The sequence below is a fragment of the Hydrogenophaga laconesensis genome (assembly GCF_031457235.1).
GTDB lineage: Bacteria > Pseudomonadota > Gammaproteobacteria > Burkholderiales > Burkholderiaceae_C > Hydrogenophaga > Hydrogenophaga laconesensis.
The window spans coordinates 31,543-52,459 of sequence record NZ_JAVDWE010000004.1; the positions used below are offsets into that span (position 1 = coordinate 31,543).

Below are 20,917 nucleotides of genomic sequence, written 5' to 3' on the forward strand. Positions count from 1 at the left end.
TTCAGTTGAGACCCAGCAGGTGGTTCACCGCGCTGGGGGCTTCGAGCGGGCACGCGTGGCCCACGGAACCCAGATCATTCCACGCCACGCCGGCCGCCTGCGCCACGGCCTGGCATGAAGCCGGGGTGGTGATGCCGTCCGCGCTGCCGCTGGCCACCGCCATGGGTGCGCGCACCTGCTTCAGGTCGGCGGCGAGCGTGCCGTGGGCCAGCAGGCGAGCGGCCTGCGTGTAGCCGGCGGGGATCACCTGCGACATGCTCTCGCGCACCGCGTCCACCAGCTCGGTCGGTGCACCGGGTGAGAGCATGGCCGCCGCGCGGGCGTTGGCCATGCCTTGCGGGCCGAGGCGTTCCAGGTTGGCCAGGCGGTCGCGCAGCTTCTGTTCGCGCACGGCGGGTTCGGCGTTGCCGTAGCCGCCGGCGGGCGACAGTAGCACCAGCCGTTGCACACGCTGTGGTGCGAGCAGGGTGGCCCGGGCGGCCATCAACGCACCGAGCGAATGCCCCACGAGGGTGACAGGCGCCTGCACCTGCAGCGCGTCGAGCCAGGCCCAGAGGCGTTCGGCGTAGTCGTCCGCGCGCGGCCAGTCGGTCTTCACCGGGGTGCTGCTGCCATAGCCCGGTGCGTCCCAGGCCAGCACGCGCTGTTTCGCGGCGGCATCGAGCTGGCGCACCCAGCTGCCCGATGCCGAGCCGATGCCGTGCAGCAGCACATGCGTCACCTCCGCCGCCGTGCCCGCTTCGCGGTACGACACGCGCGCGCCATCCGCCAGCGCGATGCTGCGCAGCGGATGGGAAGCGAGGGCTTGGAGAGGCGTCATGTGAAGCGTTGGCGAGTTGAGTGGTCGTTGATCCAGAAACACCGCGGAACCGGCTTTGCCGGGCCGCTGGTGTTGCCCCCTGGGGGGTGACGCGCAGCGGCGCGGGGGGAGCCGTCAGCGCTTGATCTTGGCGAGAGGGCTGTCGGGCGGGTACGTCGGCGTGATGGGCTTGGGCGAGCCCAGCATCACGCACATCAGCGCGTCCTCGTCGCCCACGTTGTGCTCCTCGCGGTACACGCCGGGGGGCACCGAGATGAGGTCGCGCTCACCGACGATGGTTTCCCAGCGCTCGCCGTCCTTCTCGCAGACCACCTTCATGGCGCCGCGCATCACGAAGAAGATCTCTTCCACGTCGTAGTGGATGTGCGAAGGGCCGATGTTGCCGGCCGGGATCACCATGGTGGAGAAGGTGAAGTGCGCGGCGGGCACGGTGTTGGTGTCCTTGTTCACGCCGGTGCCGCCGGTGCCCACGTAGCGCATCTGCGCGCGGCGGTATTTCGGGTCGTAGTCGGCCTGGAACTTCAGCGCGTCCCAGTCGTAGCTGCGGGTGGACTTGCGCGCCACGCGCGTTTCCATCCACTGCGCGAAGGTCTGGCCTTCCTGGCGCATCATCACGCGCTGCGTTTCCGCTTCGGGTGGGATGTTGGCGTCCATCAGGCCGCGCTCGTTGAACACCGGCGCATTGGCCGCTGCGGGTTTGTCGATGGTGGCGGTACTCATGATCTTCCTTTCAGAGTAAGAGGTCGCGTGGAATGGTCTGACCAGAAATGCCGTGGAACCGGCTTTGCCGGGCCACTGGCATTGCCCCCTGGAGGGGGGATTCGGCTACACAAAGTGAGCAAGAAACGGGGGTCATGTCGTAAAGCCGCCGTTGACCGGCAGCAGCTGACCCGTGATGAAGCCGCTGGCCTGCGTCAGCAAAAACAGCGCGGCGGCGTTGACGTCTTCGGGCACCTGGGGCCGCTGGATGGCGCGGCCCTTCAAGTAGTGTTCATGCCGCTCCTGCGGCACGTATTCGGTCGCCTCGACCAGCGTGAGGCCGGGGGCGATGGCGTTGACGGTGGTGCCGTCCTCGCCCATCTCGCGCGCGAGCGATTTCGTCATGGCGATCACCGCACCCTTGCTGGCGACGTAGGCGAGCAGGCGGGGAGCGCCCCACAGGGCGGTGTCCGACGCGATATTGACCACCCGCCCGCTGCCACTGGCCGCGAGGTGAGGGCGTGCGGCGGCGGTGACGAGCCAGGTGCCGCGCACGTTCACGTCCATCACGCGGTCCCAAGTGTCGGGGCTGAGCTCGTTCATGCCCTTGCCGCCGGAGTTGGTGATGGCCGCGTTGTTGATCAGACCGTCGAGCCCGCCGAGCCACTGCGCGGCGGCGTCCACGCCGGCGCGCACGCTCTGCGCGTCGAGCAGGTCGAGCGGCACGTAGTGCGCGCTCGGGCCGAGGTCTTTCGCGAGCTGCTGGCCGGCGTCGTGCAGCACGTCGCTGATCACCACGTGCGCGCCGGCGTTCACCAGGGCCTGCGCGAAGCTCGCGCCCAGGCCGCGTGCGGCACCGGTGACGAGCACGCGGCGGCCGGTGAGAATGATTTCGGTCGACATGGTGTTCATCCCGGTGTTCGTTGCGCTGCGCATGCGGCAACGCCGTCCAGAGGCATCCAGGGTCCGGCTACGCCGGCCCGAGATGCCGTCCCCCCTCCCAGCGCCGAAGGCGCGCCAGAGAGCGGGGAAGCCGCAAAGCGGCGCAGGGGGGTGTTCATCGTCTTCATGCCACACGCCGCTCGGCGCTGGGCAGGTAGTGCAGCACGTGCTTCTCGGCGATCACCACGGCGTAGTAGGCGACGATGCCGATCGCCGTGAGCGCGCCGATGACCACGAACACACCGGCGGTGTTGCCCTGGCCCTCGAAGAACACCAGCAGGTAGCCCAGGCCCATGTTGCCGCCGACGAGTTCGCCGACGACCACGCCGATCACCGCCAGCGTGCTGGCGATGCGCAGGCCCGAGAACAGCGGCGGCAGCGTGGTGGGGAACTCGACCATGCGGAACACCTGCCAGCGCGTGGCGGAGAACGAGCGCGCCAGGTTGATGAGGTCGTGGTCCATGGTGCGCATGGCCGAGAGCACGTTGATGAGCACCGGGAAGAACACGATCAGCACCGCGACCAGGATCTTGGGCGACATGGTGTAGCCGAGCCACATCACGAACAGCGGTGCGAAGGCCACCTTGGGTGCGATCTGCAGGGCCAGCAGGTAGGGCGAGAGCACCGCTTCCACCTTGGGCGAGAGGCCCAGCGCGTAGCCGATGACCGCGCCCAGCAGCGAGCCCAGGATGAAACCGATCACCACCTCGAAGGCCGTGATGCCCGAGTGCCACAGCAGGCGCTCGGCCCCCCAGATGCGGATGGCCTCTTCCCACACGCGAGAGAACGGCGGCAGCACGAATTCGGGCACGCCCAGCGCGCCGGGACCGAATTCCCAGGCGGCCATGAACACCACCAGGACCAGCAGGCTCCAGAGCGCTGTGCTGTAGCGCTGCAATACGTCTTTCATCTCGCGACTCTCAATGGCAGGAAGGGAGGGGCGGGGGGCTTACTTGCCCGTCACGAACTGGTTGGTGTAGAGCTCTTTCAGCGGCGTCTCCTTCGGCACCACGCCGTTGGTGACGTAGAACTTCTGCAGCTCGCCCAGGCGCGCCTCGTCCATCGTGCCCGGCACCTTCTGCGCGGCGTACACGTACTTGTTGAACAGCTCGAAGGCCTTCTGGATGCTGGCTTCCTTGCCCTTGTGCACCGTCACGTGTGCCACGTAGGCGGTGGTGGCGGCCTTGGGGTCGGCCATGATGTCCTTCATGCCCTTGAGCGTGGCGCGCACCAGCTTCTGGATCAGCTGCGGGTTCTTCGCGATGGTCTCGTCGGACGCGAGGATCGCCTGCGCCATGCTCTTGAAATAGATGTCGGCCGGGAGGATGTCGACCTGGGCGCCGGCTTCCATGGCGCTGACCGTCCAGTCGGGCACGCCGGCCATGGCGCTGGCCTTCTTGGCGGCGAACTGCTGCCACACGCCGGCCGGGCCGGCGGCCTGGATGTTCACGTCGTTCTTGGTCAGGCCGACCTTGCTGAGCATGCCCAGCAGCGCGTAGTAGGTGGTGTCGGTGTAGGCCAGCACGGTCACCGTCTTGCCCTTGAGTTCGCGCGGGCTCTCGATCTTCTCGTCCTTGTGGCTCACCAGTTGCGTGAGCGAGCCGGCACCCAGCACCGCCACGGCCTTCACCGGAATGCCCTGGGCGCGCGCGATGATGGGCGTGTCGCCGATGGCGCCCCCGATGACCGCATTGCCCGCGCCGATCTGCTTGGCCACGTCCACGCCGCCGCGCGCCGTGACGAAGTTGACCTTGAGGCCTTCCTGTTCGTAGTAGCCCTTGGCCTGCGCCAGCATCCACGGGCCGAAGGCCGGCAGCGTGCCGGGCGCGGGCAGCAGGTAGGTGACTTCCTGCAGCTGGGCGTGGGCGGCCAGGGGGGAGGCCAGCGCGGCGGCTGCAAACAGGCTCAGGCAGGCGCGGCGGGTTCCGTTGAAAGCGCGGGTCATCTTCATGGCAACTCCTGGGGCGGGTGGGCGTGGATGGGGAGGGAGAGGAAATCAGTGCACGTCGGTCTGCGCGTCGAGCTTGAGCAGGTCCATCAGGCGCGTGACGTAGTCGCCCACGGCCGGGTGCTTGCGCCGCGCCATCGGGTTGTCGCGGCCGGGAATGTCCACCACGATCTCTTCGACGATGGTGCCGGGGCGCTCGCTCATGACCAGGATGCGGTCCGACAGCGCCACGGCTTCGGCCAGGTCGTGGGTGATGAAGAGCACGGTCTTGTTGTGCTCGGCCACGGTGCGCGCCAGGTCCTGCTGCAGGATCATCTTGGTCTGTGCGTCCAGCGCGGAGAAGGGCTCGTCCATCAGCAGCACCAGCGGGTCCACCGCCAGCGTGCGCGCCATGGCCGCGCGCTGGCGCATGCCGCCGGAGAGCTGGTGCGGGTAGCTGTTGCCGAAGCCCTTGAGGTGGCATTGCGCCAGCAGCTTCGTGGAGATGGCGGCGCGGTCGGCGGCCTTCACGCCGCGCAGCTCGAGGCCGAACTCCACGTTCTGGGCGATCGTGCGCCAGGGCATGAGCAGGTCCTTCTGCAGCATGAAGGCGACGTGCTTGTTCGGCCCCGTCACCTCTTCACCGTTGACCTTGACCGTGCCGGCCGACGTCCTGGCCAGGCCCGAGCCCATGTTCAGCAAGGTGCTTTTTCCGCAGCCCGATGGTCCGATCAGCGAGACCACCTCACCCGGCTGGATGGACAGCGTCACGTTGCGCGCAGCGATCACTTCGGGGTTCTTGCCGCGGGCGGGAAATCGCTTGTCGACGCCGATGAATTCGATCGCGGGGTGCAGACCGCCGTGGGCCGGGGCGGTTGCGCGGGAGCCGTGAAGTGCGTCGTTCATGGGGACCTGCGGTGTGCGGTTGTTGTTCCGTATATGAAACGGTGATTCATTACGGAATCAATGCTAGGCCTGTCGGGGGGCTTTGTCTGCAAAAACCTACTGGCGCAACGGGGTATTGGCGCATGTGGGCAGCGGCCCGGCGGGGGTGCATGAGGGGGGTGAAAAAGAGGGGCCGCCGTCTATGGCCTAATAGCGGCTTTTGCAATCTCTCTCAGGAAACTGTCATGGGCAACAAAATCGTCACCGAAGCCGACCGCAAAGCCACCCCCCGTCCGAAAGCCGCCAATGGCGTGTCGCTGCCGACCCCGGGCCGTGGGCAGCGCGTGAGCCTGGAGCGCGGCGTGGCCACGCGCAGCAAGAAGAACCCCGGCAAGCGCTCCAAGAAGGGCGGCTGATTGCCCGCAGGCCTGTACCGGCCTGCCTTCTGTGAAAGGCCCGCATCGCGGGCCTTTTGCTTTTCCGGCCCGGCCTTTTGGCCCTGCCGGATTCGCGGTCATTTTTGAAGCCGAGACAAATATTGCCTAGGCATGTATATTTGCGCCATGTCTCGCACCACCCAGACCCCGGCCTTCTACGACGGACACAACTTCACGCCCGACCAGAGCGTGGGCTACCTCATGAAGCGCGTGATGATGTCCATCGTCTACCAGGCCGACAAGCGCCTGTGCCTGCACGACCTCACCACCGCGCAGTGGGGGCCGCTGATGAAGCTGCGCATGCAGGGCACGGCCACGGTGGCGGAACTGGCGCGCTGGTCGCAGATCGACGCGGGTGCCATGACGCGCCTGCTCGACCGCCTGGAAAAGAAAGGCCTGTGCACGCGGGTGCGCTCCACCGAAGACCGCCGTGTGGTGATGGTGGAACTCACGCCGGAGGGCAGGGCCGCGATGGAGCACGTGCCCGAAGTGCTCGCGGAGGTGATGAACCAGCACCTGGCCGGCTTCAGCAAGACGGAGTGGCAGGCGCTGCTGGGTTACCTGCGCCGCATGGTCGATACCGGCGATGCGCTGCGCGAGACAGGGTGAGCCGCTGATCGATGTCGCCCGAGCCCTTTTTCTCTCCTTAATAGTTGCCTAAGCAAATGAAGCCTCATCAACAAAATCAACGCCCGATGCCTGGCCGGCGTGCCGGGTGGGCCGTGTCGCTCGCTGTCATCGCCCTCGTGGCCGGCTGCGCGAGCAGCGCGGGCATTTCCTCGCAGGCCTCCGCGCTGGAGCCCGTGGCCGTGGGCCTGCCCTCTGGCGCGGCGAGCGAAGTCGCCGTGCCCACCGACTGGTGGCGCACCTGGGGCGACGATGCCCTGACGGGTGTCATTGACCAGGCGCTGAAGGCACAACCCTCATTGAAGGTGGCACAGGCACGCCTGAGCCGGGCCCAGGCGGCAACCGCTGGCGAAGAAGCGGCCGACGGCCTGAGGATCAACGGCAGCGCGGACGCCACGCGCCAGCACTTCAGCGCCAACAGCATCTACCCGCCGCCCCTGGGCGGCTCGACGCGCACGCTGGCCAACGCCCAGATCGCCGGCATCTGGGAGTTCGATTTCTTCGGCCTGCACCGCTCGGCCATCGAAGCCGCTGTGGGCGGTGAGCGCGCCGCTGCTGCCGACCTGCAGGCCGCTCGCAATGTGCTGGCCAGCAACGTCGCGCAGGCCTATGTGCAGCTCGGTCGCCTGATCGCGCAGCGCGACGTGGCGCAGCAGGCGCTGTCGCAGCGCGAACAGATGCTGGGTCTGATCCGCCAGCGCGTCGACGCCGGTCTGGACACCCGTGTCGAACTCAAGCAGGGCGAGGGCGCGCTGCCCGACGCGCGCGTGCAGATCGAGCAGCTCGATGAACAGATCGCGGCCACACGCCATGCACTCGCCGCGCTCGCGGCGCTGCCGCCGCAGAGTTACGACCAGCTCCGGCCCGATCTGCAGAGACTCAAGGCGCTGCCGTTGCCCGAGGTGCTGCCCGCCGACCTGCTGGCCCGCCGCGCCGACATCACGGCCGCCCGCTGGCGCATGGAAGCGGCCACGAAAGGTGTGGATGTGTCGAAGGCGCAGTTCTATCCCAACGTGAGCCTCACGGCCTTCGTGGGCCTGTCCAGCATCGGGCTCGACCGCCTGGTGGACTCGGGCAGCCAGCACTACGGCATCGGCCCGGCCATCCACCTGCCGATCTTTGACGCCGGTCGCCTGCGCGCGCAGCTGCGCACGCGCACGGCCGATCTCGATGCCGCCGTGGAAAGCTACAACGGCGCGGTGCTGGAAGCCGTGCGCGAGACCGCCGACCAGCTCAACGCGCGGCAGTCGCTCGTTCGCCAGCGCGAGCAGCAGGCGCAGGCGCGCAGCGCGGCCGAAGCGGCCTACGACATCGCCCGGCAGCGTTACGAGGCCGGTCTGAGCGGCTACCTCACCGTGCTCAGCGCGGAGACCTCGCTGCTGAACCAGCGCCGTCAGACCGTCGATCTGCAGGCGCGCGCGCTGTCGACGCAGGTCGCGCTGGTGCGTGCCCTGGGCGGCGGCTTCGACACCACCTCCGCCCGCTGAAACCCTTCATTCCCTTCCTCGACCTGATCACCGATTCCGGAGCCTCCCATGAATGCTTCCTCAGACACCACTGGCCAAACCAAAGGCAACCCCGCCCGCAAGAAGGCGCTGACCGCCGTGAGCGCCGTCGTGCTCGCCGCCGGCCTGGGCTACGGCGCCTACTGGGCGCTGGTGCTCAACCACTACGAGACCACCGACAACGCCTACGTGCAGGGTAATGTGGTGCAGATCACGCCCCAGGTGGCGGGCACTGTGGTGGCCATCAACGCCAACGACAACGATCATGTGCAGTCCGGTCAGTGGCTGGTGCGCCTGGACCCGACCGACGCGAGGATCGCGCTGGAGCAAGCTGAGGCCCAACTCGCGCAGACGGTGCGCGAAGTGCGCACGCTGTACGCCAACAACCGCACCCAGGGCGCGCAGATCGCTTTGCGCGAAGCGGACCTGGCGCGCGCGCAGGCCGACCTGCAACGTCTGCAGGACGACGTGAAGCGGCGCGAGCCGCTGGTGGCATCGGGGGCGGTGGGGCAGGAAGAGTTCAAGCACGCCACCGCGCAGCTCGCCGCCGCGCGCAGCAGCGCCGAAGCAGCGCGGGCCGCCGTGCTGGCCGCGCGCGAACAGCTCGCCTCCAGCCAGACGCTGACCGAAGGGATCGCCGTGGACCAGCACCCCAACGTGCTGCGTGCTTCGGCCCGCGTGCGCGAGGCCTATGTGGCGCTCAAGCGTGCCGAACTGCAGGCCCCCGTGGCTGGCTACGTGGCGCGTCGCAACGTGCAACTGGGCCAGCGCGTGCCGGCGGGTTCGCCACTCCTTTCGGTGATCGCGCTCGACCAGGTCTGGGTGGACGCCAACTTCAAGGAAAGCCAGCTCAAGAACCTGCGCCTGGGCCAGCCGGTGGAGCTCAGCGCGGACGTCTACGGCAAGAACGTGAAGTACCACGGCACCATCGACGGCCTGGGCGCGGGCACTGGTGCGGCATTCGCGCTGCTGCCGGCGCAGAACGCCACGGGCAACTGGATCAAGGTGGTGCAGCGCGTGCCCGTGCGCGTGCGGCTTGATGCAAAGGAACTCGCCGAACACCCGTTGCGCCTGGGCCTGTCGATGGAAGCGCGCGTGGACGTGAGCAAGACCGATGGCCGCATGCTGGCCGATGCGGCCACCGCGCCGCAGGAGGTGCAGACCGCCGTGTTCGAGCAGGACAACCGCGAGGCCGACGCCCGCGTGCAGCAGATCATTGGCCAGCACGGTGGTGGCGCCGCCCGCGCGGTGGCGTCGCGTGCACCATCGGCGTCGCCCGCATCGGGCACACCGGCTGGCAACGCCGGTGCCGTGGCCCTGGCCCGCTGAACCCGGTGCCCGACCATGGCCGACAGCCACGCTCTACCGGCGTCAGGCGCCTTGCCTGCCACGCCACCACCGCCGGCGCCGCCCGCCGCACCGCAGGTGTTCGAGCCACTCAAGGGGGCGCAACTGGTGCTGGGCACGATCGCCCTGTCGCTGGCCACCTTCATGAACGTGCTCGACACGTCCATTGCCAACGTGTCGATTCCCGCCATCGCGGGCGACATGGGTGTGAGCCCCGCACAGGGCACCTGGGTCATCACCTCGTTCGCGGTGGCCAATGCCATTTCGGTGCCTCTCACCGGCTGGCTCACGCAGCGTTTCGGCCAGGTGCGGCTTTTCACCATGAGCGTGCTGCTGTTCGTGCTGGCCTCATGGTTGTGTGGTCTGGCCCCGAACATCGGTTCGCTGATCGCCTTCCGCGTGCTGCAGGGCCTGGTGGCCGGCCCGATGATTCCGCTGTCGCAGACGCTGCTGCTGGCGAGCTACCCGAGAGCGAAGGCGGGCACCGCCATGGCCATGTGGGCCATGACCGTTCTGGTCGCGCCGGTGGCCGGGCCGCTGCTGGGAGGCTGGATCACCGACAACATCGCCTGGCCGTGGATCTTCTACATCAACATTCCCGTGGGCCTGCTGGCCGCGGCGCTCACGTGGTCCATCTACCGCAGCCGTGACCCGGGCCCGCGCCGTGTGCCGCTGGACGTGATCGGTCTCGTGCTGCTGGTGCTCTTCGTCGGTGCCATGCAGATCATGATCGACATGGGCAAGGAGCTGGACTGGTTCGAGTCCGGCGAGATCATCACGCTGGCCATCGTCGCCGCGGTGAGCTTCGCGTTCTTCGTGGCCTGGGAACTGACGGACAAGCATCCCATCGTGGAGATCCGCCTGTTCGCGCGGCGCAACTTCGTGGCCGGCACGTTCGCGCTGTCCATTGCCTATGGCCTGTTTTTCGGCAACGTGGTGTTGCTGCCCCTGTGGTTGCAGCAGCATATGGGCTACACGGCCACATGGGCCGGCCTGGCCACCGCACCGGTGGGCCTGCTGGCCATCGTGCTCTCGCCCTGGGTGGGCAAGAACGTGAGCCGCATCGACCCGCGCAAGCTCGCCACCGTGGCCTTCCTCGGTTTCGCGGCGGTGCTGTGGATGCGCTCGCACTTCAACACCCAGGCCGACTTCATGACCATCCTCATCCCCACGCTGTTGCAAGGGGCGGCCATGGCCTTCTTCTTCATCCCGCTGCAGGCGATCGTGTTCTCGGGCCTGCAGCCGCAGCAGACGCCGTCGGCCGCGGGCCTGTCCAACTTCGTGCGCATCACGGCCGGTGCGGTGGGCACGTCGCTGTTCACCACGCTGTGGGAGAGCCGCGCCTCGCTGCACCATGCCCAGCTGGTCGAATCGATCAACACCGGCAACGCCACCGCCATGGCCACGCTGGATCAGCTCATGGGCAGCGGCATGAGCCGCGATCAGGCCCTGGGCACGATCGACCGCCTGATCAACCAGCAGGCATTCACGCTGGCGGTGACGGACCTGTTCTACCTGTCGGCCGTGCTGTTCTTCGTGCTGGTGGCGGTGATCTGGTTCGCGCGGCCGGTGCATGGTGCTGCTGTTGACGGAGGCGGCGCGCACTGACCTCCCGCGCTACCATGCCCATGCACCCGACGGGTGGTGCGTCAGCGGAGTTTTCGCATGGGCTGGTTCTCGAAAAGCAAGGACGGTTTCTTTCTCGCCACCACGCTGCCGCCGGGCATCGAGCGGTCGCAGTACCTCGGCATCGTGCATGGCGAGGCGATCATCGGTGCCAACATCTTCCGCGACCTGTTTTCTTCCGTGCGGGATGTGGTGGGTGGCCGCGCCGGCGGCTACGAGCGCGCGCTCTCGGGCGCGCGCGACGCAGCCCTCGAAGACCTTATCGAATCGGCCAAGGAGATGGGCGCCAACGGCGTGATTGGCATCGACTTCGACTACGAGGTGCTGGGCGAGACCAACGGAATGATGATGGTCGCCGTCAGTGGCACGGCGGTGAAGCTGTAGAACTGCGCATCAATTGGTTTTGTGCATTTTGAGGGTCAAATTCAGTATTATTTGTATAAAATACGAATCATGCCGACCTATACCAAAGTTCTCGATGAAGACGCCCGGCTCCTGAAGGAGCTGGGTATGCGCTTGCGCCTGGCAAGGAAGCGCCGGAGCCTGAGCGCCGAGAAGCTGGCCGAGCTGGCGGGCATCACGCGCGTCACGCTCAACCGACTGGAAGTGGGCGAGCCGGCGGCGGCCACGTTGGGCACGCTCACGAAGGTGATGGGGGCGCTGGGCATGGCGGGCGATTTGATGCTGCTGGCCCGCGATGACCGTGCAGGTCATCAGTTGCGCGACGCAAGCTTGCTCGAACCCAGAAAGCCGGCACTGCCCAGGCTCATCGCCTTGAAGGACCTGCCTTGCCTGCGAACGGTGGCGGCCTGGCACCTGCCCGATGCAGACACCCGGCTCACGCCCGAGGAAGTGTTCAATCTCTACGAACGCAACTGGCGGTACATCGAACCCGAGAAGATCGTGGGCAAGGAAGCCGCTGTGCTCAAGAAGCTGACGAAAACGGTGGGCAAGGGGGTGCTGCTTGTTTGAACGAGAGCCTCACCAGCGCATTGCCGCCATCCTCGAGCGCCTGGATGTCCAGGTGTTGCTCAGGCACCGGTGCCTGTTCGGTGGGGGTACCGCCATCGCGTTGTCCCACGGGGAATACCGGGAATCTGTCGACATCGATTTCATATGTCCGTCGGTTGACGGTTACCGGGGTCTGCGCGAAACGGTGGACACGCGGAACCTGGGCTGGCTCTTTGCCCGTTCCGTTGAACTGGTTCGCGAACCCCGTGTCGACCAGTACGGCATCCGGATGGCGGTCGCGGTCGACGCGGTTCCCGTCAAACTGGAGGTCACGTTCGAAGGCCGCATCGACTTTCTGGACCCGGTGCAGGAGGACAGGATCTGTGGCGTGTGGACCATGTCTACCGAAGACCTGGTGGCCACCAAGCTCATGGCCAACGCGGACCGGTATGCCGACGACGCCGTGATGAGCCGCGATCTGATCGATCTCTCCATGCTGGCCGACAACGCGGTGCTCAATGCAGCCGGTGTTGCGAAGGCCCGACGCGCCTATGGCAGCGGCATCGACAAGGCGTTCACGCGCGGCAAGGCCTTGATGCTCGAGCGAGAGGGCCGCCTGCCAAGGTGCATGAAGGCCATGCAGATGCGTTTGCCAGAAGCCGAGGTCCGCGCACGCATTTCGCGCCTTCGGCTCGAAGCCTGAGGCCTCTGGCCGCTCCACATCAGGCGTCGATCTGCATCGCCGGCCGCGCCTGCACTTTGCCGAGCCAGGCCAGCACGTGCGGGTGCTTCTGCACCGGCGCGCCGATGTACGCGCTGTAGCCGATCACCGAGCCGACGATGAGGTCGACCATTGAATAGTTCGCGCCGAGCATCCAGGGCTGCGAGGCCAGGCGCTGATCGAGCAGGGCGAGCAGTTCGTCCATGGCCTTGTGGCCGGCCTGGCCGTGTGGGTCGTCGGGCGTGCCCATGTCGCGAGCCGTTTGCAGCCGCACCAGCTGGGCGCCGTAGGTCACGTAGGACCAGGTGCTCCATGCCATGGCCTGCAGGCGCTCGGGCGTGCCTTCGGCGGGCCACAGGCCGCGTTCCACACCGTATTGCCCCGCCAGCCAGAGGTGGATGGCGAGGGCCTCGAACATCGGGGCACCGTCCACCGTGAGCGTGGGCACCTTGCCGTTCGGGTTGAGGGCTAGATACGCAGGCTTGCGCTGTTCGCCGGCATGGATGTCGACCTTGACGCGCTCGTGCGGGACGCCAAGTTCGGCCAGGGCGCAGGCGATGGGGGTGGCGCTGGACATGGGGTGCCAGTAGAGAACGATTTTGGACATGGTGGGCTCCTGGGTTGGGTTTCGGCCCGGCACCGCGCCGGGCAGGTGGGCAATGTCGCAGCCATTGCGGACAGAATCGGCCCTCGATAAGAGGTAGAGTGTCGGCATGCTTACGTCATCGTCACGGCTGTTGCGGGTGCTGTCGCTGTTGCAGACGCGTGCGCACTGGTCTGGTCAGGAACTGGCCGACCGGCTCGAGGTGAACCCGCGCACCCTGCGGCGCGACATCGACCGCCTGCGCCAGCTCGGCTATCCCATCCACGCCAGCAGTGGCGTGGCAGGCGGCTACGCGTTCCGTGCCGGGCAGACCCTGCCGCCACTGCTGCTGGACGACGAGGAGGCGCTGGCCGTGGCGATAGCCCTGCAGGTGGCGGCCTCGGGCACCGTGAGCGGCGTGGAAGAGGGCTCGTTGCGCGCGCTGGTGAAGCTGCAGCAGGTGATGCCCACGCGCCTGCGCCGTCGCACCGATGCCCTGCGTTCGGCCATCCTGCCCATGCAGCGCCCGGGCCCGACCATCGACGCTGGCGTGCTCGCCACACTGGCCACCGCGTGCCGCGACCAGTTGCAGGTGGGCTTCCGGTACCGCGACATGCGCGGCCAGAGCAGCGTGCGCACGGTGGAGCCGCAAGGCCTGGTGCACACGGGCAGCCGCTGGTATCTTGTGGCCTGGGACCCGGGGCGCGACGACTGGCGCACGTTCCGCATCGACCGGGTGGAAGGCGCACCGAGCGCCGGGTCGCATTTCGCACCTCGCCCGCCGCCGGCAGGCGACCTGCGCGCCTATGTCTCAGGCACCCTGGCGGGTGTGCAGCATGGCGACGAGGCGCAGGTGGTGCTGCACCGGTCCCGCGAGGTGATGGCGCGCATCATCCCGCCCTCTGCCGCCACGCTGGACGCCATTGACGACGCTCGCTGCCTCATGCGCTGCGGTGTGGGCCAGCTGGATTCTCTGGACTCGCTGGTGTATTGGCTGATGGCGATGGACGTCGACTTCGACGTGCTGGAGCCCCCGCGATTGCACGAGCGCATGCGCGCGGCTGGCGAGCGCCTGGCGCGCAACCTGGGCCGCACGGGTGCTTGAACATCAACCGCCGCGCAGCGCTTTCAGCAGTTTCTGGCCAGCACGCCCGCTGGCCTCCTGGCCCAGGCGTTGCTGCTCGGCGCGGATCGCGACCCGGCTCTTTTCGCCGAGCATGCCGTCCACTTCGCCGATGTCGTGCCCGCGCGCGATCAGCAGCGTTTGCACCTCGCGCCGTTCGGCGCGCGACAGGCCGGGGTCGTCCGTGGGCCAGGGCGTCACGAAGGGGCCGCCGCCGCGCAGGCGGTCCGCCAGGTGCGCGATCGCCAGACCGTAGCTCTCGGCGGCGTTGTAGCTGTAGATGGCATCGAAGTTGCGCAGCACCAGGAAGGCCGGGCCTTGTGGCCCGGCGGGGGTGAGCAGGCCAGCGCTTCCAGAGGGGGGCAGTGCGCTGCCGTCCACGCGCTTCACGCCTCGCGCGGCCCAGTCGTCCATGGTGCGCTTGGTGCGGCGGCCTTCGCCGCTGGTGTTCAAGCCCTGCGGCAGCTTCACTTCGAAACCCCAGGGCTGGCCGCTCTGCCAGCCAGCCTTGGCCAGGAAGTTCGCGGTCGAGGCGAGCGCGTCGGGTGTGCTGTCCATCAGGTCGGCGCGGCCATCGCCGTCGAAGTCCACGGCGAGTCGCTCGAACGTGCTGGGCATGAACTGCGTGTGACCGAACGCGCCCGCCCACGAACCCACCAGCCGGTCGGCCGTGATGTGCCCGGCCTGCAGGATGCGCAGCGTGGCGTAGAACTCCGTGCGGAAGTACGCCTGCCGACGGCCGAAGCACGACAGCGTGCCCAGCGACTGCACCAGTGGCGACTTGCCGAAGGTCTGACCAAAGTTGCTCTCCACCCCCCACACCGCCACCACGGTGGCCGGGTCCACGCCGTAGCGTTCCTGCACGCGCCTGAGCGTGTCGGCGTGTTGCGCCAGCAGGGCCTGGCCCTCTGCCACGCGCTGGTCGTCCACCAGCCCGGCGAGGTAGTCCCAGATCGCGGTGCGGAACTCGGGCTGGAAGTTCAGCTTGTCGATCACGCTCATGTCGGGTTGCAGGCCCTGCCTGTGCTGTGTGAAAGTGGCGTCGCTCACACCCACGGCGCGGGCCGGCGCGCGCAACGAGTTCATGCAGCTCTCGAACTCGCCGGGCGCGGGTGGCGGGGTGGGTGTCGGGGCCTGCGCGTGGACGGTGGATGCGATCAAGGCGGCTGCCAGCGCAGCAAGCAGGGAAGGGGCATGGGATCGTGCATTCATCCGCCCGATCTTAGCCATGCACCTGCAGCGTGAGGCCGGCCGGATGTGGCATACGGTAACAGTCTGCACACGGCGGGGCCCGGGCTCAGGGTTGGAACTCGGTCGATAGCGTCAAGGGAGCGTCCACCCGGCAGGAGAGATCGGCGATCACGGGCGTGTCTTCTCTCATGTCCACCATGCCATTGGGATGGATCAGAAAATCCGCCACGAACATGGCGTTGGAATAGAAGATGAGGGCCGAGTAGAGAATCTGCCCGTCGTCGTTGATGCCGTGGTATCGCGGGCTTTGGTACCGCAGCGCGAGCAGTCGCCTTTCCTCGGTCGTTTCGTCATAAGGATCGCGGGCATGCCGCAGCGCGGGGGGCAGATAGGGGTCATCGAGTGAGCCCACGACGGCAAAAGGCCCTTCGTTGCCGCGCACGAAGAAGCAGAAGAAGGTCACATAGGCCAGTGCCGTGTCCTCGGTGATGCGCTGGCCGACCTTCGCGTTGGCTTCGTGGATCGGTGACGACACGCCGTTGAGCCGATAGGTCGTGTCGGCGCCGACCAGCCAGTAGAGCGCGGTGGACTGCGGCTTCCAGTGATGGCAGGTGGCCATGATCAGCCGGTGGCCGGGGTAGAAGGGCAGGGCCATGCTGTGGAGGACGACGTCCGCGTCGTGCTCCTGGCGCCACGCGCCTTCCTGGAGCCGGGCCCTGATCGATGGATGGCCCTTGACCTGTTCCCAGGACGGGCTGGAGGGATGGAAGATGCTCATCGCCTGGCCTTTCGATATCAGGACAGCAGCCTGCGCCGGTTGAGCAATGCCTCGCGCACGACGTCGCTGGCCAGGTCCTCGATCTGCCGGCCCCAGGCGTCGGGCAGATCGGGCTCGAGGCCATGCCGCTCCAGCAGCAGGAACATTTCCAGCCGGCCGAGCTGCACGGCGGTGATCATGGTCCGGCCCATCGGCGCGGTGTCGCCCGTCAGGTCGGTGTGCGATAGCAGCTGCTGCGCCAGCGCGCCGTCGTTGTCCCTGGCCTTGTTGCGGCTGATGAGGGTGGTCAGAATCCGCGCGGTTGCGGCGGGCGAGAGCCGATGGGGCATGGCCGCCAGGATGCGCTGGAACAGGTCTTGTGTGGCCGGGGTGTCCGCCGCGATCAGCAAGCCAGGGTATTCGTTCTCTTCCTTCCACGGGTCCACCTCTGAAGCGGCCAGCATGGGTTCGACCAGATCTGCCATGCCCGCCTCCAGCAGCAGCAGTGCCAGCGAGGTGCCGTCGTCTGAAACGTGGTCGATGTTCGCGCGGCTCTTGATGTGGTCGAACAGCATCGTCACCCGCGCGCGGTCTTTCGCGTTCGCCGCGAACATCAGCTCCGTCCACCCCTTGTCCATCGGTCGCAGGGGGTCGAAGCTGGGGTGGGCGAGGATGGCCGACTGCACCGCCGGCAGGCCGGTGGCCATGTCGTATGCGCTTTTCCCTTTGGCCCGGATCAGCACATCGGTCTGCTCCGACGACAGCAGCGCTTCGACGGTCATGGTGGTCTGGCTGCGCAGGCGCTGCGAAGCGCTTTCAGGGTCCTTGTGGTACTCGTGCAGCGCCACATGGAGCGCCGTGTATCCGTCGTAGGCGCCAGGCGCGTCGATGGTGGCGTTGGGTGCGCAGATGGGGGTCAGCATCTCGACGGTCTTGTACCACTTGTACAGGGCGGCGAAAGCCAGTGTGGTCCAGCCGTTCGACCGTTTGCCTTTGAGGATCTGGCCGGTGGCGACGTGTTCCATCAGCGCGATGCGGATCAGGTTCCAGTGGCCGTTGGCGGCTGCCACGTCGATGGGGGTGTGGCCGCCGTCCTTCTCCGCCTCCAGGTCGCCCCTGGACAGGAAGTAGCGGAAGACCTCGATGTTGTCGGTGCTGGCGGCGGCGTGCAGTGGTGTCCAGCGTTCGCCATCGGCCTGCGTGTGGCTGTATCCCGCCGCAGCCAGCTTCTGCACGATGCCGAGGTGGCCCACGAGCGCCGCGGAGATCATGGGCGCACCAGGTCGCTGGCCCCCGGGCGACTTCGTGATCGCCGCGAGCAGGATGTCCACGATGTCTTCGCGTTGTACCCATGTCGCGATGTCCAGTGCGGTGGCGCCATTGCCTTCCTGCGTCTGGTGGACATCGGCGTTCTGCTCCAGCAGGTAGGCCGTGGTTTCGAGCTGGGAGAACGCGCTGCACATCAGGGGTGAGCGGTTTTCCCTGGTGTTCGCGTGCAGCGACGAGGGGTCTGCCAGGGCGTAGCGACGCAGCAGGTCCGTCCGTCCGTATGACGCCGCCAGGTGCACGAACAGGCCTCCGCGCGTCGATGTGGGGATGGGTTGCAGAGGGGTGTCGGACAGGTCGAACAGGGCCAGTGCGTAGTCGCGCAGATGGGCCTCGGCGTCCGACAGGCTGAGCTGCACGTCCGTGGCCCAGTTGCGGATATGCGCCTGCAGCACCAGCGCGGCGGCTTCCAGCTGTTCCGGTGGCGCCTCGGTGAAGGCAGGACGACCTTGCTCATGCCATGCTTCAGCGTCCTTGCGCATGGCGGCCTCTCGCGCCAGCTCGTCCCTGTTGGTCGCGAACCACTGGGCCGAGCGCTTCCAGCGGTGGATCACGCTCTCGTGCACCAGGCGCCAGCCACCGGCAGCCGGCACCAGCAATCGCAGCCGCGTGAAAGCCTTGTCCACCTGGCGTTCGGTGGCGAATTCGCGTGCCTTGACGGTGCCCAGGACGATGTTGGTGCGTGCCCCCTCCACGGTGCTTTGCGAAAGTCGCACGAGCGGCCTGAGGAAGTGGGCCAGGTCGCTGTCGTCGGCGCCCGAACGGCTCCAGGCTTCTTCCGCGAGCGCTTCGATTTCCTCGGCGATGGAGAGGGACAGGCCGACCAGTGCATGAGCGCTGATCTTCTCGGGTGCATCGACGTTGCCATCCATGCCCCGTCGCCGGATCTCGCGAAACAGGTTGTGCATCTTCAGCGAGAGCAGTGGCAGGGGTGAACCGATGTCGCCATTGCTCTGGTCCAGCTCGATCGCCTCGTTCACCAATCGGGTGACGATGGCCTCGTCCAGTTCGAAGCCGGCCTCGCGCAGGGGCGCCTGCACGATCGTGCGGAGAAACCCGGGATGGCCGTCGTCCAGCCGCAGCCAGGCCGGATCAGCGATGACCGTGTTCCGGGCCACCCATGCCAGCTTGTCGAAGCGGCTGTCTTCCAGGGTGAAGAGGATGGTGATGCCCGGCATCGCCGCGAGCTGGTCGATGATCCCCAGCAGCGACATCCATTCGAGAATGGACTTGCCATCCGCGATGTCGTCGATGACCTCCTCGAACTGGTCCAGGCAGATGACGAGGCGCGGCTCGCCGGCCTTCCTGAGCAGCATGGAGAGCTGATGGCAGCAGCTGGCCACCACGAAGGATGGCTGACCCTGGTACAGCGTGGGCAGCTCTCCCGCCTCGGGCACACCCAGCGTGAAGCGGATCTTCTCGGTCAGCAGCCGCGCGGCTTCCACCGTCTCGCCATCGGTGCCCAGGAAGTCGGTGCGGCGAAGCGTGAGCGCCCTGTGGCCTTTCTTCGCCAGCGCCGCGACCAGACAGGCCTGAACGAAGGACGACTTGCCGCAGCCGCTGGGACCGCGCACGCCCAGCACGGCGGGCCTGCCCTCCCGTCGTCTCTGGGCCAGCAGGGCGAGGGCGGCATCGCGTTCGGTTTCCCTGCCGTGGTACCGGTCGGCGTCGTCGATCGTGTAGTGCTCCAGGCGCGGGTACGGGTTTTCGATGTAGGTGGGGGTGATGCCGAGCAGTGTCTGCAGATACCGCAGCACCCAGGTCTTGTCCTTCTGCACGGCCTCGGCGTCTTCCACCACCACACCCTGGGCGGCCATGAACGACAGGAAACACGCCATCGGCCGGGACAGCTTGTCCGGCTTCTCGTGCAGCAGGATGCGCAGGTGCTTGCGGTTCATCAATGTGGAGAGCGCGAGGTGGGTTTCCACCGTCAATGGAAACAAGCCTTGTCTGGCGGCCTTGCTGCGCCGGCCGATGTCGCTGGGCAGGTCGATGTCCACGCCGGGCATGCCATCCTCCTGCCAGCGCAGGTCGTCGAGCCTGTCCGCGAAGCTCGGCTCGCACGCCATGCTGGCGCCGAGGTTGGCGCCCAGTTCCAGCACCGTGGCGCAATGGGCATCGCCGCAGAGTGAGGCCAGCGCGTTCTGGAAGTAGCGGGGTACCTGCTGCTCGCACCGCTCGATCGACGGGACGTGCCAGGGCACCAGATCCAGCGGTTCGACGATCCGCATGTCCTCCTGGATCCGATGGAATGTGCTGCGGATCTGATGGAACCGCGGTGGGTCTTCGGACATGCAGTAGTGGATGACCCGCGTCTGATCCAGGTCGGCCCCATGCATCAGCGGGTCGTGCCATTCCACCAGGCTGGAACCCCGGATGCCTGCCTCCCCGAAACTGGTCTTGAGGGTGCTGGCGAGCTGCTCGGGCATCGCGTTGAGCGCCGTGTGCATCCGATGGATATCGTCCTGGATGCCGGTGACATCCGCATGGACGCCCCGCACGGCCTCATGGACGTCCTGAACCTGAACGCCCACGCCGGAGACCTGGCCGGAGACGGTATCAAGCCGATCCAGGAGCGCGCCCTTGAGCCAGGCCAGCGGGTCCTGTGCCAGCAGCCGGTCCATCCGCTCGTCGACCCCCTCGACGAGCTTGACGATGCGCTGGCTGACCAGCAGGTTCTCGCGGCTGAGTTCCTTGTGGACGTCGTGCTGGACCTGCAGGAAGCTGGCCCTGGCGGCGGGGTAGGCCGCCGGGTCCTGCAGCACGCACGCGAAATCGTCGAACATCAATGTGCCGAACGTCCTGGGCTGGTCGGTGCCGTTGGAGACACCGGCATTTGCCCTGTTCACCAGCGCCTGAGGCAGTTCATCGGGCGCGCAGGTGATGTTGCGCAGGTCGTTCAGGAAGCGGCCGGTGACATAGTTCTTGCCCTCCTGGCCCTCGTTGAAGGCCAGATGCGCGGGCATGTCCTCCACGAAGTGGTAGATGAAATCGTCGATCAGGGAGTCCGGCAGATCCTGTTTGCTGGACAGGTTGCAGGCCGCCTCGCGCACCTGGTTCATGGCACCTGTGTAGACGGGCAGGAAGCGCGCGAAGTCCTTGCGCAGTTCGGGGTCGGGGCAGTCCCGCATGTCCGCCTCGGTGGCGTTCACGATCACTTGCGCGGCCGAGATCCAGGAAAGCCGGAGGGCCCGCTTGAGATGGTGGTTCTTGCGGATGTCGTGGAACAGCGCGTGGCAGCTCACCCGGCCTTGTATTTCCTTGAACTTGCCCGGCATCAGCGTGTTCTCTGCCACGGGGAGCAGTTTGAGGATCAAACCAGGCCAGTCGAGCACGATCTGTCACCTTTCGCCGAAGCGCAAAGAAACCCTGCAACCCGCCGCGCGGGGACGGCCGAAGGTTGCGGGTCTGCAAGCCAATAGGGAGAAACGTCTGGTTACAGCATAAGGT

At 67.1% G+C, this 20,917-nt stretch carries 19 protein-coding genes; 9 read left to right on the forward strand and 10 right to left on the reverse strand.

Annotated features, from left to right (window positions below; genetic code table 11):
- Window position 1 precedes the first annotated feature (1 nt).
- The 6 genes from J2X09_RS08720 to J2X09_RS08745 form a co-directional block, all read right to left on the reverse strand.
- The gene (locus tag J2X09_RS08720; protein ID WP_204733266.1) at window positions 2-820 is read right to left on the reverse strand and encodes an alpha/beta fold hydrolase; all 819 of its coding nucleotides are present in this window, start codon (window positions 818-820) and stop codon (window positions 2-4) included.
- A gap of 114 nt (window positions 821-934) precedes the next feature.
- Window positions 935-1,432, reverse strand: coding sequence for a cupin domain-containing protein (locus tag J2X09_RS08725; protein WP_204733316.1), 498 nt, complete (start codon window positions 1,430-1,432; stop codon window positions 935-937).
- Window positions 1,433-1,672: 240 nt separating this feature from the next.
- Window positions 1,673-2,431, reverse strand: a complete 759-nt coding sequence (locus tag J2X09_RS08730; protein ID WP_204733265.1) for an SDR family oxidoreductase — start codon at window positions 2,429-2,431, stop codon at window positions 1,673-1,675.
- 154 nt (window positions 2,432-2,585) lie between these two features.
- Entirely contained in the window at window positions 2,586-3,371 is a 786-nt protein-coding gene (locus J2X09_RS08735; protein WP_204733264.1) for an ABC transporter permease, read from the reverse strand.
- A gap of 39 nt (window positions 3,372-3,410) precedes the next feature.
- Window positions 3,411-4,412: an ABC transporter substrate-binding protein gene (locus J2X09_RS08740; protein ID WP_310308001.1), complete on the reverse strand. Its 1,002-nt coding sequence runs from the start codon at window positions 4,410-4,412 to the stop codon at window positions 3,411-3,413.
- Window positions 4,413-4,457: 45 nt separating this feature from the next.
- Window positions 4,458-5,294 (reverse strand): ABC transporter ATP-binding protein, encoded by an 837-nt coding sequence (locus tag J2X09_RS08745; RefSeq protein ID WP_204733263.1) that lies wholly within the window; start codon window positions 5,292-5,294, stop codon window positions 4,458-4,460.
- Window positions 5,295-5,518: 224 nt separating this feature from the next.
- Between J2X09_RS08745 and J2X09_RS08750 the strand changes: the two genes are divergently transcribed.
- From J2X09_RS08750 to J2X09_RS08785, 8 genes are all read left to right on the forward strand, one after another.
- Complete coding sequence (locus tag J2X09_RS08750; protein WP_204733262.1) at window positions 5,519-5,689, forward strand: hypothetical protein; 171 nt, start codon at window positions 5,519-5,521, stop codon at window positions 5,687-5,689.
- Window positions 5,690-5,836: 147 nt separating this feature from the next.
- Window positions 5,837-6,319, forward strand: a complete 483-nt coding sequence (locus J2X09_RS08755; protein ID WP_204733261.1) for a MarR family winged helix-turn-helix transcriptional regulator — start codon at window positions 5,837-5,839, stop codon at window positions 6,317-6,319.
- Between the two features lie 86 nt (window positions 6,320-6,405).
- Window positions 6,406-7,824, forward strand: coding sequence for an efflux transporter outer membrane subunit (locus tag J2X09_RS08760; RefSeq protein ID WP_204733260.1), 1,419 nt, complete (start codon window positions 6,406-6,408; stop codon window positions 7,822-7,824).
- Window positions 7,825-7,872: 48 nt separating this feature from the next.
- On the forward strand, window positions 7,873-9,171 hold the full coding sequence (locus J2X09_RS08765; RefSeq protein WP_204733259.1) for an HlyD family secretion protein: 1,299 nt from the start codon (window positions 7,873-7,875) through the stop codon (window positions 9,169-9,171).
- A 15-nt stretch (window positions 9,172-9,186) separates the two neighbouring features.
- Window positions 9,187-10,797 (forward strand): DHA2 family efflux MFS transporter permease subunit, encoded by a 1,611-nt coding sequence (locus tag J2X09_RS08770; protein ID WP_204733258.1) that lies wholly within the window; start codon window positions 9,187-9,189, stop codon window positions 10,795-10,797.
- 57 nt (window positions 10,798-10,854) lie between these two features.
- Window positions 10,855-11,199, forward strand: coding sequence for a YbjQ family protein (locus J2X09_RS08775; protein ID WP_204733257.1), 345 nt, complete (start codon window positions 10,855-10,857; stop codon window positions 11,197-11,199).
- 69 nt (window positions 11,200-11,268) lie between these two features.
- A complete protein-coding gene (locus J2X09_RS08780) occupies window positions 11,269-11,787 on the forward strand; it encodes a helix-turn-helix domain-containing protein (protein ID WP_204733256.1) in 519 nt (172 codons plus the stop codon).
- The gene (locus J2X09_RS08785; RefSeq protein WP_204733255.1) at window positions 11,780-12,469 is read left to right on the forward strand and encodes a nucleotidyl transferase AbiEii/AbiGii toxin family protein; all 690 of its coding nucleotides are present in this window, start codon (window positions 11,780-11,782) and stop codon (window positions 12,467-12,469) included. The genes J2X09_RS08780 and J2X09_RS08785 overlap by 8 nt, the downstream gene beginning before the upstream one ends.
- A gap of 19 nt (window positions 12,470-12,488) precedes the next feature.
- Here J2X09_RS08785 and J2X09_RS08790 read toward each other — a convergent pair whose 3' ends face one another.
- Window positions 12,489-13,094 carry a glutathione S-transferase family protein gene (locus tag J2X09_RS08790; RefSeq protein ID WP_204733254.1) on the reverse strand — a complete coding sequence of 202 codons (606 nt, stop codon included), beginning with the start codon at window positions 13,092-13,094 and terminating at the stop codon, window positions 12,489-12,491.
- Window positions 13,095-13,200: 106 nt separating this feature from the next.
- On the opposite strand from J2X09_RS08790, the gene J2X09_RS08795 reads away from it, so the two are divergent.
- Window positions 13,201-14,175 (forward strand): helix-turn-helix transcriptional regulator, encoded by a 975-nt coding sequence (locus tag J2X09_RS08795; protein WP_204733253.1) that lies wholly within the window; start codon window positions 13,201-13,203, stop codon window positions 14,173-14,175.
- A gap of 3 nt (window positions 14,176-14,178) precedes the next feature.
- Here J2X09_RS08795 and J2X09_RS08800 read toward each other — a convergent pair whose 3' ends face one another.
- From J2X09_RS08800 to J2X09_RS08810, 3 genes are all read right to left on the reverse strand, one after another.
- Window positions 14,179-15,405, reverse strand: a complete 1,227-nt coding sequence (locus J2X09_RS08800; RefSeq protein ID WP_204733252.1) for a lytic murein transglycosylase — start codon at window positions 15,403-15,405, stop codon at window positions 14,179-14,181.
- An 85-nt stretch (window positions 15,406-15,490) separates the two neighbouring features.
- Window positions 15,491-16,162, reverse strand: a complete 672-nt coding sequence (locus J2X09_RS08805) for a hypothetical protein (RefSeq protein WP_204733251.1) — start codon at window positions 16,160-16,162, stop codon at window positions 15,491-15,493.
- Window positions 16,163-16,179: 17 nt separating this feature from the next.
- Window positions 16,180-20,802 carry an nSTAND1 domain-containing NTPase gene (locus J2X09_RS08810; protein ID WP_204733250.1) on the reverse strand — a complete coding sequence of 1,541 codons (4,623 nt, stop codon included), beginning with the start codon at window positions 20,800-20,802 and terminating at the stop codon, window positions 16,180-16,182.
- Window positions 20,803-20,917 lie beyond the last annotated feature (115 nt).